The organism is Paenibacillus amylolyticus (assembly GCF_050990605.1).
Lineage (GTDB): Bacteria > Bacillota > Bacilli > Paenibacillales > Paenibacillaceae > Paenibacillus > Paenibacillus amylolyticus_H.
Map to the genome: position 1 here is coordinate 594,002 of NZ_CP158832.1, position 16,610 is coordinate 610,611.

15 protein-coding genes and 1 riboswitch are annotated in these 16,610 nt (G+C 49.4%); of the genes, 12 read left to right on the top strand and 3 right to left on the bottom strand.

From position 1 onward, the window contains the following. Positions 1–5 precede the first annotated feature (5 nt). Positions 6–404, top strand: coding sequence for a holo-ACP synthase (gene acpS, locus ABTV53_RS02800; RefSeq protein WP_433750375.1), 399 nt, complete (start codon positions 6–8; stop codon positions 402–404). 29 nt (positions 405–433) lie between these two features. Continuing rightward, positions 434–1,795, top strand: a complete 1,362-nt coding sequence (gene mutY / locus ABTV53_RS02805) for an A/G-specific adenine glycosylase (protein ID WP_433754023.1) — start codon at positions 434–436, stop codon at positions 1,793–1,795. A 314-nt stretch (positions 1,796–2,109) separates the two neighbouring features. On the opposite strand, the gene ABTV53_RS02810 is transcribed toward mutY, so the two are convergent. Continuing rightward, positions 2,110–2,721, bottom strand: a complete 612-nt coding sequence (locus ABTV53_RS02810) for a superoxide dismutase (RefSeq protein WP_150364015.1) — start codon at positions 2,719–2,721, stop codon at positions 2,110–2,112. A 418-nt stretch (positions 2,722–3,139) separates the two neighbouring features. On the opposite strand from ABTV53_RS02810, the gene ABTV53_RS02815 reads away from it, so the two are divergent. From ABTV53_RS02815 to ABTV53_RS02850, 8 genes are all read left to right on the top strand, one after another. After that, positions 3,140–3,565, top strand: a complete 426-nt coding sequence (locus ABTV53_RS02815) for a GNAT family N-acetyltransferase (RefSeq protein ID WP_145326471.1) — start codon at positions 3,140–3,142, stop codon at positions 3,563–3,565. 346 nt (positions 3,566–3,911) lie between these two features. After that, positions 3,912–4,496 carry a signal peptidase I gene (lepB, locus tag ABTV53_RS02820; protein ID WP_433754025.1) on the top strand — a complete coding sequence of 195 codons (585 nt, stop codon included), beginning with the start codon at positions 3,912–3,914 and terminating at the stop codon, positions 4,494–4,496. 169 nt (positions 4,497–4,665) lie between these two features. Beyond that, the gene (gene queG / locus ABTV53_RS02825) at positions 4,666–6,546 is read left to right on the top strand and encodes a tRNA epoxyqueuosine(34) reductase QueG (RefSeq protein ID WP_433750379.1); all 1,881 of its coding nucleotides are present in this window, start codon (positions 4,666–4,668) and stop codon (positions 6,544–6,546) included. Between the two features lie 20 nt (positions 6,547–6,566). Further along, complete coding sequence (locus tag ABTV53_RS02830; RefSeq protein WP_433750381.1) at positions 6,567–7,598, top strand: HD domain-containing phosphohydrolase; 1,032 nt, start codon at positions 6,567–6,569, stop codon at positions 7,596–7,598. A gap of 165 nt (positions 7,599–7,763) precedes the next feature. Next, positions 7,764–8,027 carry a YneF family protein gene (locus tag ABTV53_RS02835; protein WP_017690778.1) on the top strand — a complete coding sequence of 88 codons (264 nt, stop codon included), beginning with the start codon at positions 7,764–7,766 and terminating at the stop codon, positions 8,025–8,027. A 95-nt stretch (positions 8,028–8,122) separates the two neighbouring features. Continuing rightward, positions 8,123–8,716 carry a GTP cyclohydrolase I FolE gene (gene folE / locus ABTV53_RS02840; RefSeq protein WP_062837627.1) on the top strand — a complete coding sequence of 198 codons (594 nt, stop codon included), beginning with the start codon at positions 8,123–8,125 and terminating at the stop codon, positions 8,714–8,716. A 190-nt stretch (positions 8,717–8,906) separates the two neighbouring features. Then, on the top strand, positions 8,907–9,761 hold the full coding sequence (locus ABTV53_RS02845; RefSeq protein WP_433750384.1) for a lipoate--protein ligase family protein: 855 nt from the start codon (positions 8,907–8,909) through the stop codon (positions 9,759–9,761). Positions 9,762–9,832: 71 nt separating this feature from the next. Beyond that, positions 9,833–10,057 carry a hypothetical protein gene (locus ABTV53_RS02850; RefSeq protein ID WP_091039003.1) on the top strand — a complete coding sequence of 75 codons (225 nt, stop codon included), beginning with the start codon at positions 9,833–9,835 and terminating at the stop codon, positions 10,055–10,057. A 154-nt stretch (positions 10,058–10,211) separates the two neighbouring features. On the opposite strand, the gene ABTV53_RS02855 is transcribed toward ABTV53_RS02850, so the two are convergent. Continuing rightward, positions 10,212–11,492: a Fe-Mn family superoxide dismutase gene (locus tag ABTV53_RS02855; protein ID WP_433750388.1), complete on the bottom strand. Its 1,281-nt coding sequence runs from the start codon at positions 11,490–11,492 to the stop codon at positions 10,212–10,214. Positions 11,493–11,648: 156 nt separating this feature from the next. Next, positions 11,649–12,674, bottom strand: coding sequence for an alpha/beta hydrolase (locus ABTV53_RS02860; protein ID WP_433750390.1), 1,026 nt, complete (start codon positions 12,672–12,674; stop codon positions 11,649–11,651). Between the two features lie 359 nt (positions 12,675–13,033). Between ABTV53_RS02860 and ABTV53_RS02865 the strand changes: the two genes are divergently transcribed. Both ABTV53_RS02865 and thiC read left to right on the top strand, forming a co-directional pair. Then, positions 13,034–13,777 carry an IclR family transcriptional regulator gene (locus ABTV53_RS02865; protein WP_076216717.1) on the top strand — a complete coding sequence of 248 codons (744 nt, stop codon included), beginning with the start codon at positions 13,034–13,036 and terminating at the stop codon, positions 13,775–13,777. A 148-nt stretch (positions 13,778–13,925) separates the two neighbouring features. Then, positions 13,926–14,039, top strand: a riboswitch (TPP riboswitch). Positions 14,040–14,462: 423 nt separating this feature from the next. After that, a complete protein-coding gene (gene thiC / locus ABTV53_RS02870; RefSeq protein WP_433754027.1) occupies positions 14,463–16,247 on the top strand; it encodes a phosphomethylpyrimidine synthase ThiC in 1,785 nt (594 codons plus the stop codon). Positions 16,248–16,610: the final 363 nt, after the last annotated feature.

The window sequence follows — 16,610 nt, forward strand, 5'->3', positions numbered from 1 at the left end:
CGTTGATGATATATGGCATTGGTAATGATGTGCTGGAGATTGGACGTATGCGCAAGCTGATGTCCGGTCGCCATGCGGAAGCTTTCATAAAACGAATTTTAACGCCAGCAGAGCGGGAGATCGCAGTTCGTCGAGGGAAGCGGATGACGGAGTTTGTATCCGGTCGATTTGCAGCGAAAGAAGCGGTGTCCAAGGCATTTGGCTGCGGGATTGGTGGTGTCATCGGCTTCACTGACATTGAAGTGCTGCCTGATGAGACAGGACGTCCAGTGGCTTCGCTGTCCAGTCAAGCCTGGGAACGTCTGCAGCTGCCATATGATAAGCAATATGACATTCATTTGAGTATTACGCATCAGACGGAATTGGCGGCGGCCTTTGCGATCGTGGAGCAGATGGAAAAGTAGTTAGCTTGGCAATAGGAGAGGACGGAAATATGGGTTTACAGGAACAGAAACAACATTTCAGCGTGAATTTGCTGGACTGGTATATGGTTAACCGACGGGATTTGCCGTGGCGTCGCCACAACAATCCGTATTTCACATGGGTATCGGAGATTATGCTTCAGCAGACTCGGGTAGATACGGTCATTCCGTATTTTAATCGTTTTATCGGGAATTTCCCGACCGTACAGGCGTTGGCGGAAGCACCCGAAGAGGACGTCTTGAAAAATTGGGAGGGACTCGGTTATTACTCCCGTGCACGTAATCTTCAGGCAGCCGCGAGACAAGTCATGGAGCTGCACGGAGGAGAGATGCCTCAGGATAAACAGGCTGTCTTTGCATTAAAAGGGGTTGGCCCCTACACGGCCGGGGCCATTCTCAGCATTGCCTTTAACCAGCCGCAGCCTGCGGTAGATGGCAATGTCATGCGGGTACTGTCCCGATACTTCCTCATCGATGAGGACATTATGAAGGGCAGCACCCGGGTGTTGATGGAAGAGCTCGCAGGAGAGCTAATTCCGGAAGGGCGTGCGCGTGATTTCAATCAGGCGCTGATGGAGCTTGGTGCGCTGGTGTGTACACCCAAAGCGCCGCACTGCCTGACTTGCCCGGTCATGGAGCAATGTTCCGGCCGCATCGCCGGAAGAGAGCTTACGCTGCCGGTCAAGACCAAGGCGAAGCCGCCGCGTCCTGAGCAGCGGCTGGTCGCGATTGTGGAGGGCCGCGGTGCTCATCGCGGCCAAGTGCTTGTGCGCCAGCGCCCAGACACGGGCCTGCTGGCCCGGATGTGGGAGCTGCCGCATGTGCTCGCGGCGCCCGCCGCAGCCAGCAAGAAGGCGGCGCCGCTGGCGGATGAGCCGGCCATGGCATTGCTGGCCGGCAGTCTGTGGGCGGAAGGCTTCGCTGCCCGCCCGGAAGGGCTGGCTACCCATGCGGAGCATGTGTTCAGCCACATTGTCTGGAGCCTGCAGGTGTACAAGTGTACGGAGCAGGACCAGAGCAGTGAGCTTCCGCTGATCGCAGCGGAAGCCAGAGCCGCCTACGATGCACAGGCGGCAACAAGGGAGGGCACAGCCTCATCATCAGCTGTGTCACCTGAGTCAGACACAATGCATTCATCGGAGCCAGGCACGCCTGATGCGCAGAACATCTCAACCTCGCCTAACGATGGAGAGAGGTTGGCACCATCTGATGTTAGTGACCTGGCGCTGAGCACTCCGACACTGACAGGTAAAGGCGATGGCTTGACCTACCGCTGGATCGGTCCGGAAGACATGGACAAGATGGCATTCCCGAATATATTTCTGAAGCTGATCAGCAGTTATTTTGCCGGTGCGTATGATCAAGTGAAATGAAATGGGGGAGATAACGAACTCCAGAGGTCTTATCATGTGGATATACCACAATTATAAATTCTAAAGAACCTGAGTGACGCTATCATAGCCAAATCAACAAAAAGTGCGCATCAAAGCCCGTATTTTGGGAAATAGCTACTTAGTGATTCGTTAGGTTCGCGATATGATGAAATATGGAGCAATAGCGTGTCCTGGGTTCGTTAAACAAAACACCCATTAACTATAATTAAAACTATAGCAAAAAGAGAGCCTGATCACGGTCACGATGACCGAATCAGGCTCTCTTTTATGTTAACTGTTGCATACTAACAGTCTTATTTTGCAGAAGCGTAACGTTTGTTCACTTCATCCCAGTTGATTACATTCCAGAAAGCGCCGATGTAATCAGGACGTTTGTTTTGATATTTCAGGTAGTAAGCGTGCTCCCATACATCCAGACCCAGAACCGGAGTCAGACCTTCGAAGAGAGGGCTGTCTTGGTTAGGTGTGCTAGTGATGGACAACTTGCCATCTTTGCCAACTACGAGCCAAGCCCAGCCGGAACCGAAGCGAGTTGTAGCTGCTTTAGCGAAATCTTCTTTGAATTTATCAAAGCCACCCAGTTCGCTATCGATAGCTGCAGCGATATCGCCTGTAGGAGCGCCGCCGCCATTAGGTCCGATGATTTCCCAGAACAAGCTGTGGTTAGCATGTCCACCACCATTGTTGCGAACCGCTGTACGGATGCCTTCAGGTACGCTGTCAAGGTTAGCAATCAGATCTTCCAAACTTTTTTCTTGCAGTTCAGGAGCACTTTCCAGAGCTGCGTTCAAGTTGGTTACATAAGTATTGTGATGGCGATCGTGGTGGATTTCCATCGTTTGTGCATCGATATGTGGTTCCAGTGCGTCGTTAGCGTAAGGAAGTGCCGGTAATTGAAAAGCCATAATGAAATACCTCCTGAGATTTTAGGTTTTTTGAAATCAGGTACATATGTAATAATACCCTTGCCACTATTATTAAACCGCATTCGGGCTAATTAAGCAACATTTTTGTTTATTAAGTCCCCCGAGGCGTTGACCTAATGATGGGCCAGGGATAACAAACATATTTTACCCTTTATGCAACTATTTATGTGTTTTCAGGCGTTTAAATGGAGGTGAAGTTTAATATTCGTATGTAAACGGTTACAATTAAGCGCTTTCAAAAGAAAATGCGTGTTTTATGGAGAAAAGTATGGTTTAATTGACGAAGAAGCGGTATTTTCTCGTTTTTTGTCATTATATGAACATTGGGTTTTTGGTAAAAAGGAATCCCTTTTTATAAAAAACCTCATCTAAGCTAACGAAAAGGGAGATTTAAGACATGCACGTTCGTTCCTTTCAGTTGAGTGATGCAAGCCAGATGACGGAGCTTCTCCAGGTTGCACTATCGGAAGAGTGTTATGAGAACACGATGGGCCCGTTTGCCCGTCAATTGTCATGGGATTCTGACCTGATCATGGTTGCGGAAGAAGAGGGAGACCTCGTCGGCGCTTTGATTGGTACGATTGATCACAACCAGGGTTGCATCTACCGTATTGCGGTACATCCAGACTATCGTCGCCGTGGAGTCGGCAAAACTCTTGTCGAGGCTATGGAACAAAGGTTCCAGCAGCGTAAAGTCAGCCAAGTATGGGTGGCGGGTGATGAGCACAACAAAGTAGCCATGCCTCTATATGAAGCTATGGGTTACGGTGCCAATCAGATTATGAGCGCTTTCCAGAATCTTAGTATTTTGTCTAAAGCTTAGTTTGCATGTTTAAAAAGAAATAAAAAAAGATGTTCATTTCATATTAGGCATATCTCTTTAACGTGTAATAACGTGAGGGATGTGCCTTTCTATTTATATGATTGTTCTTCACGTCATATTCCTCTGGTTTCCTCATTTTCAGAACATGCTTCGGTGTCTCCGAATTTTATTTAGACCACTGCGACTATCCGGGCTGTATTCACGCTATCCAAGGTATTGGTGCTCATAACCAATTGTTTCACTCTCCCAAATGAAGTAGACTGAAAGGGAGTATGGTCACTATTTTACAAGTTTATCTCAACTAATTCATAAATGAGGTGTCCCTTTGAATTCCAATAATCATTCAATGGAACATGTGACTTCCGAGCAACGTAATGAACCGTCAAAGCCTGAACAACCGGGGAAATCTTGGGTTATTGAGCTGTGGGACTGGGTCAAAACGATTGTTGTTGCTTTTGTAATCATGATGCTGCTGAACCTGTTTGTGTTTAATCTGTCAATGGTCAAGGGACAGTCCATGCAGCCGACACTGGTTGAGCGAGATCGCCTTTTCGTCAACAAAATTGTATATCATCTGGGTACTCCTTCCCGATCAGATGTAATCGTACTTCGTGACCCAAGTGAAGGTGTAGAGAAGAAGGATTTTCTGGTGAAACGGATCGTTGGAATTCCCGGGGATACGATAGAAGTCAAGGATCACCATCTATATGTGAACGGCGTGCGGCAAGCTGAAACGTACACCGATATTGAGGTGCAGGACCCGGATTTTGGCCCAATCACACTGGAGCCGGATCATTTCTTCGTGATGGGGGATAATCGTCATGAAGGCAAAAGTAAGGATAGCCGAGTGTTTGGCAGTATTACATCCGATCAGATTGTAGGCAAGGCTGAATTTATTTTCTGGCCGTTTTCTGAATTGAAGAAATTGTAAAATGCTGACAGGACAACAACTTCAGACTGCATTTTGCGTTAAACATATAGACTCGTTCCGTGTAAATTCAAGTATGTAAGGCATATATAAAATTAACGCCTGTCCTCTTACCGTGAGGCGGGCGTTCACTATTTACGGAATACGTGTCGGAAGAAGAGAGGGAAGAGAAATGACAAGCGTACAGACCGGGGCAGCACAGGCAGCCTCCGTATGGGAGAAGTTAAAACAGGAGATCAAGGCAGCTGGTCCCGGACTGGGCATTGATGATATCGGATTTGCTTCTGCTGATCCCTTTGTTTCCCTAAAGTCGCTGTTGGAGCAGTCGCGGGATAAGGGGTATGCTTCAGGCTTTGAAGAGCCGGATATTGAAAAAAGGGTGCACCCCGCCTTGAAAGATGGCGAGCCTGCTTCACTTATTGCAATAGCTGTGGCATACCCTTCCAAGTTGGTAAATCCGCCGAAATCGGAGCCTGGTGCGTATCGCGGTATTTTTGCCCGTTCGGCTTGGGGTCAGGATTATCATCAGGTCCTGCGTACAGCGATGGACAAGCTGGTAAACTTTATACGTGAACGTGTACCTGAAGCGATGATCGAAAGCATGGTAGACACAGGAGCACTGGTGGATCGTGCGGTGTCCCAGCGTGCGGGGATTGGTTTTAGCGCCAAGAACTGTGCCATAATATCACCCAAATTCGGATCATGGATTTTCCTCGGGGAACTGGTGACGAATATTCCTTTTCAACCGGACACTCCTGTGACCGAAGACTGTGGTGAATGTACGAAATGTATCGATGCCTGCCCGACAGGAGCACTAGTAGGGCCGGGGCAGTTGAATTCACAGCGTTGTATTTCTTTTGTAACCCAGACGAAAGGGTTCGTGGATGAAGAATTTATGCTGAAAATAGGCAACCGTCTGTACGGTTGTGACACGTGTCAGATTGTCTGTCCGAAGAACCGGGGCAAGAACTGGGATCACCATCCGGAGTTTCACCCCGATCCGGAGATTGTGAAGCCGCTTCTGCTGCCGCTGCTGGACATCGGTAACCGGGAATTCAAGGAACGTTTCGGTCAGAGTTCTGCCGCCTGGCGGGGCAAAAAGCCGATTCAACGCAACGCCGTTATTGCCCTGGGCAATTTCAAAGACAAAAGTGCTGTACCCAAACTTACAGAAGTATTAAAACGTGATCCGCGCCCCGAGTTGCGGGGAACCGCAGCCTGGGCGTTAAGCAGAATTGGAGGAGAAGACGCCATGAGAGCAATTGGGGAAGCTGCCGCTAACGAACAAGATGGGAACGTACTAAGCATGCTGCAGAAGGCCGAGGAGCGACTGCGTTCGTCCGAGGCCTTACCCAAACAGCCACAGGCTGGGCAAGAGAGTGAGAAGCAGCCAGAGGAACAGAACAACGAGAACAATGCCTTACATGCTTTACAACAGGATTTGAAAATGGAAGCTGGGAGTGAACCGGGTAGTGAGCAACCTGCACAGCCTGCCAAACCGGAAGCCGCAGCGTGGAGGCCTTCAGCAGTGACAGGTCTTCATGGCAAGCCCGTCTACTTCGATGAAGTACTGACACCGATTGGTACACTTACGTTATGCGCGACGGATGAAGGACTGTGTCACATTGATTTTGGCGCCTTTCACGTACGCGAAGCTCACCTGCAGCAATGGGCGCGTACATGGATTGGCGAGTATCGATATGAGAAGAATGAAGATAAGCTCAGCGAAGCTGCAAAGCAGATACAGCAGTATTTTGCAGGGGACAGAAAAACGTTCGACTTGCAGCTTGATCGCCTTGGAACACCATTCCAGCTACAAGTATGGCAAGTTCTGTCCGATATACCTTATGGAGAGGCCTCATCACACCAACAGGTTGCGGAAACCATCGGCAGACCCAAGGCTGTTCGTGCAGTTCTGGACGCCATTAGCAAGAATCCGATTCCGATTATTATTCCCTGTCACCGCATCAGCGGTAAAGACGGCACCCTGGTGGGTTATGTAGGCGGTCTGCAAACCAAGGAGCAATTGCTCGCATTGGAGCAGCGATCGTAACGTAAGAGCGGGGGACGTTCATGAAGTATGTAAACGTGGAGAGCGTGGAAGCGGGGGAGCTTCTGGGCAAGACGGTATATTCCAGTAATGGCACGGTTTTGCTGTCTGCGGGAGTCCAGCTCACCGTATATATGGTCAATACGCTGAAGCGTATTGGCGTGACCATGTTATACATCCAGGATGAAGCGTATAAAGATGTGGAACCAGAAGACATTCTGGATGAAACCACGAAACGGGCAATAATTAACGAAATGAGTGTCACACTCGAATCCATTCGCTCCGGGAAAGACTGGAGTCCGAAAAAGGTTGCCCTCAGTATAGATAAGTTGCTGAACGATGTACTGAACGGGCGTGAACTGTTAGTGCAGCTCACCGATATTCGTACCAAAGACAATGCACAGTATGTTCATGCGATGAATGTATGTTTGTTGTCTTCGGTCATCGGACTGAATATGGGACTCAATTATAATCAACTGAAGGACCTTGCTGTGGGGGCATTATTGCATGATATTGGCAAAGTGGGGGAACCTCCGGGCAGTGGCTCTGCTGCGAATTCATCGCTGCACCATACATGGCGTGGATTCGAAGTAATTAAGAACAAACGAGAGTTCAGTCTGTTGGTCGCCCATACAGCCCTGCAACATCATGAGCATGTAGATGGTACAGGCATGCCGAGAGGGATCAAGGGGAGTGACATTCATCTGTTTGCGAGAATCGTTAGTGTGGCTAATATCTATGATAATCTCATTAATGGTTTATCCAAGGACAGTTTGATGCCACATGAGGCCTGTGAAGAGATGATGGCGTTGTCTGGTACAAAGCTGGATCGGGACATTCTGATTGAGTTCAACAAGAGTGTATCCGTGTATCCCAATGGTACAGCGGTACGACTGTCCACCAAAGAGACTGGAGTCATTGTGCGTCAACATCGGGGATTGCCCGGCAGACCTGTAATCAGGGTGGCGCGCGGAAGTACGCGTTATTCCCTGGATGTGGTTGAAATCGATCTGGCTCAGCATACAACCGTTTTCATTGAAGCCGTCATGACGTAGCTTATGTGCGGTTCAACTGGAAAATCCGTTTGCTCAAGGCGTGCGGAAATGCTATGATACTTTCAGGAAATCCGGTCTGTGTCAGGTTTGCAACATGTGCGCTTAACATCATGAAGTGACACAGATTATCAGGCTTTTTAGAATGCATACAGAGGTGTCTAAGAGATGGATATTGTTATACCGATTATCACATTGATTGTTGGTCTGGTCGGGGGATTTTTCATCGGGGTGTTCTACTTGCGTAAACAACTCGAGAAAATGCAAAGCAATCCGGACATGCTTCAGAAAATGGCGAAGCAAATGGGCTACAACCTGAATGGCAAGCAAATGCAGCGTGCCCAGCAGATGATGAAGAATCAGCAGCCAGGAGCGAAAATGCCTCAGCCGCAACAGCATCCTGCGCGTAAAAGTTCGGGACGCCGAAAATAATAGCAGGGATAACTGCTTAAGTGCGTGTTCAAAAAGTTGGGTTGTATTTTTTGAACAACCTCTTACAGTAGTGGTTCGAAAGGAGGCGTTCGGCAGTGGCTGGCGTTAAAGATTATATGAATTCAAAAGTATCCGACAATCGGGAAAAGATCGAGTATCATGTAGAGCAGATCCTGAAATTGATCGGAGAAGATAGTACACGTGAAGGGCTGCTTGAAACGCCTGCACGTGTGACCCGAATGTATGAAGAGATTTTTGGTGGATATGAAGTAGACCCGCGCGATGTGCTCGGTGTCACGTTTGACGAGAATCATGAAGAACTGGTTATCGTCAAGGATATTGTCTACTACAGTCAGTGTGAGCATCATATGGCGCCGTTTTTCGGCAAGGTGCACATTGGGTATGTACCAAGCGGCAAGATTGTTGGTTTGAGCAAAATGGCTCGTCTGGTCGAAGCGGTAACACGTCGCCTGCAAGTTCAGGAACGTATTACTTCACAGATCGCTGACATTCTGACAGAGGCCGTTGAGCCTCATGGCGTTATGGTCGTGGTGGAAGGCGAGCACTTGTGCATGTGTTCCCGCGGCGTGAAGAAACCGGGAAGCAAAACGGTAACGTCTGCTGTACGCGGTTCTTTCCGTGAGAATCCGGCACAACGTGCAGAGTTCTTGTCTTTGGTGAAAGATTAAAATTCGGTACGTCCACTTCATTGGACAAGTCGGATGAGGGTCCTTGTGGTTTTGGAAGCAGGAGCTTCGGAAGCCGCAGGATAGGATATAATAAGCCGTGTTCCCAGGGGAACCGGCTTATTTATATATGGCGTTATCATTTCTATATACTGGATACATATGAATTCGTTAAGCCGGAGGTAATGGAACGATGAGTGTACCTTCCCATTCAGATCAACCGGTTCAGCCGGAAAAGGGACTACAGGCAGATAAACAGGCTACATTGCGTCTGCAAATCTGGGAGACGCCACTCATGCGACAAGCTAGTAGTGTACTCGAAGCCTTTGCATGGGAAGAAGTCATGTGCAGGCGAGTTGGGGCAGGGCATCTGCCTGTTGCACATATATGGCGACATCCAGATGCCTTTGTAGCCGGTCTGCGTGACCGCAGGTTGCCACATGCTGTAGAAGCAATGGGACAGATTAGAAGCCGAGGGACAGCGGTCTGTGTTCGGCCTTCCGGTGGAGCGGCAGTACCCTTGAACCCAGGGGTAGTTAATGTGTCGCTGATTCTTCCTAATCCCGGACATGCCATCAATATCCATGATGATTTCCGGGAGATGGCTTCGATTATTGCCGAGTCATTAACGCCGTGGTCGAATCAGGCGCAAACGGGTGAGGTTCAGGGTGCTTTTTGCCCGGGGGATTATGATGTCAGTGTAGGTGGGTTGAAGTTCTGTGGTATTGCCCAGCGCAGGCAGGCGAAGGCGTACATTATTACTGCTTTTATCATCGTGGAAGGTCAGGGAGATCAACTGGCAGCAGACGTGCGTCAATTCTATCAACATGCAGCAGGTGAGGCGAGTGAAGGATATCCTGATGTTCAGCCTGGCACGATGGCAAGTCTGAAGGAGCTGGCAGGTGTCCCTTCTGCGGCAGCATATACTGCGGCTTTGGTTCGAACACTGCGCGATCGCTACCCGCTGGCAGAGACCAACCGAGTGCTTAGCGTTAGCTCTGAAGAAGTACGCCTGACAGCTGAACAGATGAAACTGCGCTATGATTGAGTTCTTGATAAACGGACTTGGAATTGGGTAATAGAGATGATATGATGTGATTTCGGAAGGAGAGTGTTAGGATGGAGACGTTGAGATATACGTACTTATATGAGGTTGTATCTACAGGCGAAAAGTCTGAGTTCAGCCAAATGGCAACAAGCAAGGAAGAGGCTGCTGCACTGATCGTTGCTCGTATTGCCGATCTGGAGTTTACAGATGAGGCTGATATCAAGCTGGGCGACCTGATCGCTATTAGCAAACAGGTTGGCGACAACTATGTAGCGTGCGAGGGCTGTGCTTCTTAAGGGAGCATGAGCATTTTGAAATAGGAAGTCTCTCAAAATATAAGCAAGTCTCTTTTTACAAGAGGCTTGCTTTTTTGTCTACACCAAAAAGAGATATCGTTCAGTCATTCGGCTGGAGATATCTCTTTTTCCTCTAGTTCATCTAAGCTCAAGCTTAATAAGGTGGCCACAACAACTTGCGTGCCGTTTCGTAACGCTCAGCAACAGCGGGCCAGTAGACAACGTTCCACCAATCCTCGATATACTTTTTGCGTTCATTCTGATGCTTCAGATAGTAGGCATGTTCCCACACATCCAGTGGCAGGAGCGGTACGATATCGGACTGGGACAGGTTCTGGTGTTTTTCCGCCTGCAAAATCTCCAAACGATGTGCTCTCGGGCTCCAGACAAGCATCGCCCAGCCACTGCCTTCGACTTTGTTCGCAGCTTCCGTGAATTGATTCTTAAACGCTTCATAACTTCCGAAATCCCGCTTGATCTGCTCCGCCAGCATACCGGAAGGTTTGCCGCCGCCAGCGGGATTCATAATGGTCCAGAAGATCGTATGCAGGTAGTGGCCTGCCCCGTTGAAGGCGAGTTCACGTTCCCAATGCTTGATGAGTTCAAAATTATTCTTTTTTCGCGATTCCGCCAGCTTTTTCTCTGCTACATTTAGTCCGTCCACATAAGATTGATGGTGTTTGTCATGATGGATACGCATCGTCAGCTCATCAATATGTGGCTCCAGTGCATTGTACGCATAGGGAAGGGGAGGAAGTGTGTGTCCTCCAATGGGAACCGGCTTTTCTTTTACAGGAGGTGCTGTAGATATGGGTGTGGCTTGTGTTGTTCCGGTAGAAGGCGGTTGAACGGTTGCCGATTGGATCTGAGCTGAAGCCGCAGGTGCATTTACATTCCCCTCTGGAGAAGTTGGAGCTTCTGAAGCTTGGCGCTGGATGTTTTCTGACCCTGACGTATGCAACGCATTTTCCAGAAAAAGTGACGGCTCCGAATCCATTTCTCGCAAGATGCCAGGTTGGCCAAGCGTTTCCAATACGCCCAGAAAATACTCCGATTCGCGGATGAAATGCAGAATAAGTACTTTGGCAAGCGGAACAGCTTGCACCGCGGCACTTTGCTCCAGCAGAGCATATAGCTGTTTGATGAACTCTCTCGATTGCTGCCGAGCTGCAGACACAAGTTGATCGATACAACGAACGATGTAGGGAGCGGGTGGATGGGTTGCGGGCAATAGTTGTTTTAAAAGCTGATTCGCTACTCGCTCACTGTTCGCAAAGGTAGCTTCCCATTCTTCCAGTAGCTTGACATATGGAGGCTCCAGATCAGGAACCAGAGCACGAATGACAAGTGTATGTTCTTTCTCCTGCTCTTTCCAGAAACGTATTTCCTCCAAAATCCGCAGAGGCAGCAGGTGACCATATCCATACCAGTTCATCTATATTGAACCTCCTTCAGATGAATTCATTGCATGCAGACTGTCTATTCATGCGTCCCAAGAGTATATTCCGTGAGCCTGTTGTCCTATGAGTGCAAAAAAAGAGCCCCTGAGGGGCTCAAGAATCAACGGGAAATCAGGATGACTGAAATTCGGTTATTCTCCATTATTCGTGTTTTGCACATCGTCACTGCTTGTTTTTGTTACATGACTCAGGAACGTTGAGACACGGCGCAGATATTCCTTTGGATGCTCCCGGAAGATCAGCTCATGGTGCGCATCCTGGACAATCCATACATCCGAGTACGGATTAGTCTGGTTCGCCGCGAGTTGCTCTGCGATCGGGTAAGGCGCCTTCTCGTCCTCCGTACCATGGATGAAGAAAATCGGGAACGGATAATCTTCCTTTTTCACTGCCTGGTATGGAATCTGTTGTAGTCCGGTACCATTCAGAACAGGGAACAACAGCTTCATGATCTCCAGTGTAGGCTGACGCGGCAGATCGATCTGGTTATGAATGTTGTGGTACAGCGTATCCGGCTCAAGCAGGAACGTACTGTCCAGAATCATTGCATCCACTTCCTGTGTGATCAGTCCAGTTTGAAGTGCCGTACCGGCACCCATGGAAAAACCCCAGACAACCAGTTCCTGCGCACCGCGCTGCTTGGCGAACTGGATGGCACCCAGCAATTGTTGTGACTCCGCTTTGCCACCTGTGGCTACAGCTTTGTTCACCTGGGAGGCGAAGCCATAATCGAACATGACCACGTTGAATCCAAGTTGATGGGCATAGTGTGCCAGGTCATACATGGGTACCCATGTTTCTTCACGATTGGCACCATAGCCGTGACTGAAAATAATCGTCTTGCTTGCAGCATTGTCAGCAGGTATATACCATCCCTGCATCGTTCGGCTGCCATCTGCTGCAGGGAACGTGATGTCTTCGTACTTCATGTTCTTGGCCTGCATCGGATTGGAGAAGACCGGCGCTACCGTGGGATTGGATAATACCCATGCGATATAACCATGCAGTGCAATAAAACAAAACAGCAGAAAAAATACAACGGAGAGCAGCAACGCTACGATAATATGTTTGAACCGAATCAGCCTCGGTGATAGGGAAGAGGGCAGATCGGACACTTTTGTTTGCAGCGGGGCTTCGCTCTGGGATGTTGGATACATGAATGCCCCTCCTTTGAAGTTCGGTTGAAGATAACAACGACATGAAAAGAGAATTGCGTCAATTTCAGAGCCTGCTTCAGAGCGATATCTTAATGTAATATATCTTTATCGTATGTTCCAGTATAGTCAAAGTCAATTGATTGAGGACATTTGTTACGCAATTGTTATATAGTTCTTAAGATATATGGGTAACATTCCCTTAGCGTGTAAATTACAGGGGATTTAGTCTTATAAAAAGGAAATATTTATAACTTGGCCTATTCAGTTCTTGGCTCTTTTGGGTTTACAGATGAGACCGTTTCTCATATAATTTATGTAACCAGGTTTCATGTGATGAAACATGAGGAGGGCATCATGCCATGGAAGACCGCAAGTTAACCGTCCGGGCTGTGGAACGGGCGCTGGATATATTATTATGTTTTACCACACGCAGTGATCTGGGACTCACCGAAATTGCCAGCCAGATCGGCTTGCACAAAAGTACAGTGCATCGTCTGATGGCTACGCTGGAGGATCGAGGGTTTGTCATCCGGGATGCGGCAACAGAGAAATACCGACTTGGCATCCGAATCTGGGAGCTGTCGGCCCATATGTCCCGCAGTGATGATCCGGCGATTCTGCTGCTGCCTGCGATGGAGCGGCTGAGAGATCGATTGGGGGAGACCGTGAGTCTGTACCTGCGTGATGGCAGTGAACGGATTCGGATTCAGGCTGTGCAAAGTGATCAGGCAATTCGCCGAGTCGCTCCCGTCGGTGTTAGACTCCCGTTGTCTGTGGGCGCCTCCAGCAAAGTTTTGATGGCGTTTGCCACGGACGAGGATCGTGAAGAACTGATGAACGGGCCGGAATGGCCGGTGTTTATTGATCCGGCGGTGTATTTGGCGCAAATGGGAGACATCCGGGATAACGGATATGCGACGAGTTATGAGGAACGTGAGCCGGGAGCTGCCGCCGTATCGGTGCCGATTATGGATCGCAGAGGCAATATAGCAGCTGCCCTCTCGGTTTCAGGGCCTGTCAGTCGACTCTCGCAGGAGACATTGCATGAATACGCACCTGTGCTAAAGGAAGCTGCTACGCAGATGGGGCTCATGTTATCCTGATGTTGACGTAAGGTCTGTCACCAATTAAGTTGGTGATCTGGAATATAAAGGTTGTTTTTATGTCCCGGTTGCGCTACTCTGTAATGGACGGCCCAGCGGGGTCAGCTTCATTGAATATGAACGGCGGCTTATGTATGCTGCAACTTGTTAACGTTACTGGGGGAGTCCGAATTGTCCGGACTGAGACGGAATCGCATGAGATTCCGGACCCTTTGCACCTGATCTGGATCATACCAGCGTAGGGAAGTAATCGGCGATATGACCACAACCACCAGATGATGTGACCCTTGCAGTACTCCGATAAGGAGCTGCATGAAGGTGCATTATTGGTGATGGACATTAAAGTCGGTTCCTTCAGGGACCGGCTTTTTTTATATACAGTGAACGGGCGATATAGCACGTACTCCATTGATTTCTTTTTCAATAACCTGCGAAAGTGGGTTTGGATGATGAGAGAGAAGTCACCATAGATCCATGATCTGTGGCAGCCTCCGTTCTGTTGTGAACTGTACATGAATAATGTCTCCGCTGGTCTGCTGTAGGATCGCTCTTTCTTCTCTGCGTGCTGCATGATTTGGGATAGGTACGTAAACAAGCTAATGATCTACCAACCAAACCAAGCGAACCAACACTGAGGAGGAGACGAGCGAACATGAGTACAGGAAATCAAACGGGACAACAAGGGATGGAACAGGAACATAACGGTCAGTCGGTGGAAAAGGAAACAGGAGCGGCCGGACGGGTTCAGCCCTTTCCGGGCAGCCGCAAAGTCTACATTCAGGGCTCACGGCCGGACATTGCTGTACCGGAGCGTGAAATAGCCCTTCATGACACAAATACTCCCCAAGGGGTGGAGCATAATGAACCGCTGCGTGTCTACGATACGAGCGGCCCCATGACCGATCCCGCATTCCAGATGGATATTCGGAAGGGATTGCCTGCGCTCCGAAATCACTGGATTATGGAACGCGGTGACGTTGAAGCATATGAGGGCAGAGCCGTTCAACCCGAGGATAACGGATTAAAGCCTGGAGGGCGGAGAGCCGGGGCAGAGGAATACCCTGGATTTCTTGGACAACCGCTTCGTGCTCAGGCTGGGCGCTGTGTCACGCAGATGCATTATGCACGGCAGGGCCTGATTACACCAGAGATGGAGTATGCCGCTATCCGTGAAGGGGTGGAACCGGAATTTGTACGGCAGGAGCTGGCGAGTGGACGGGCTATTCTGCCATCCAACATCAATCACCCGGAGAGTGAGCCGATGTTGATCGGTCGTCATTTTCACGTGAAGATCAATGCCAATATCGGTAATTCCGCTGTATCTTCCTCCATCGAGGAAGAGGTCGAGAAGATGACCTGGGCGGTACGCTGGGGATCGGATACGGTGATGGATCTGTCCACAGGCAAAAACATTCATACCACCCGGGAATGGATCATCCGCAATTCCCCAGTGCCGATCGGTACGGTGCCGCTGTATCAGGCGCTGGAGAAGGTGAATGGCGAAGCGGAAGCGCTGACCTGGGAGTTGTACCGAGACACGCTCATTGAGCAGGCAGAGCAGGGCGTGGACTACTTTACGATTCATGCAGGTGTGCTGCTGCGTTATATCCCCATGACCGCCAAGCGGATGACAGGCATTGTGTCCCGAGGTGGGTCCATTATGGCAGCATGGTGCTTGGCGCATCATCAGGAGAATTTTTTGTACACCCATTTTGAAGAAATCTGCGAGATTATGAAAAGGTATGATGTAGCGTTCTCGCTGGGAGATGGACTCCGTCCAGGCAGTATCTATGATGCCAATGACGAAGCTCAGATGGCGGAACTGGCTACGCTCGGGGAACTGACGCAGATCGCATGGAAGCATGATGTGCAGGTAATGATTGAAGGCCCGGGTCACGTGCCGATGCACAAGATCAAGGAGAATGTGGATCTACAGATGGAGATATGTCAGGAAGCACCGTTCTATACGCTGGGGCCGCTGACAACCGACATTGCACCGGGATACGACCACATTACGTCCGCAATTGGGGCGGCCATGATTGGCTGGTTCGGTACGTCCATGCTCTGTTATGTTACACCAAAAGAACATCTGGGCCTGCCCAACAAGGATGATGTGCGGGAAGGGGTTATCGCCTACAAGATTGCAGCTCATGCTGCCGATCTGGCAAAAGGTCATTCGCGTGCTCAACGCCGCGATGACGCATTGTCCAAGGCGCGCTTCGAGTTCCGCTGGCGTGACCAGTTCAACCTGTCATTGGACCCTGAACGTGCGCTGTCCTACCATGATGAGACGCTGCCGGCAGAAGGGGCCAAGGAGGCGCATTTCTGCTCCATGTGCGGACCAAAGTTCTGTAGCATGCGCATCACGCAGGACATTCGTGCATTTGCGGCGGATAAAGGATTGTCCGAGAATGAGGCTGTAGCCGCAGGGATGCAGGCGAAGGCTGAGGAGTATCGGACACGCTCCTAGGTGTCCGTACAGCGCAAGCTGGGCAGTCTGACATCGTTTGAAGGTGAGAATACTGCTATTATGTCGTCTGCTTCATCTTACTGATCAGCTTCCTGATACTTTTTATCAGCATTATGGTTGATTGTCTAGCAGATGTTTAATAAAATGAATGTAAGTAAACACCAATAAGAGTAGCCAGGCCAATGGCTACTCCTGCACAGCATTTGCGGTGGGTATTCCTCCGAGTGCAGCAAGTTCAGATGAAGTGACCCGTCAGGCCGTCAACCTGTGGCGGGTCACTTCTTTTTACGATCGATGTATGTCAGGAGCGCAATAATTAACATCGCGAACACGATTACGTCGTTAAAAGAGAAGTTCATAGGA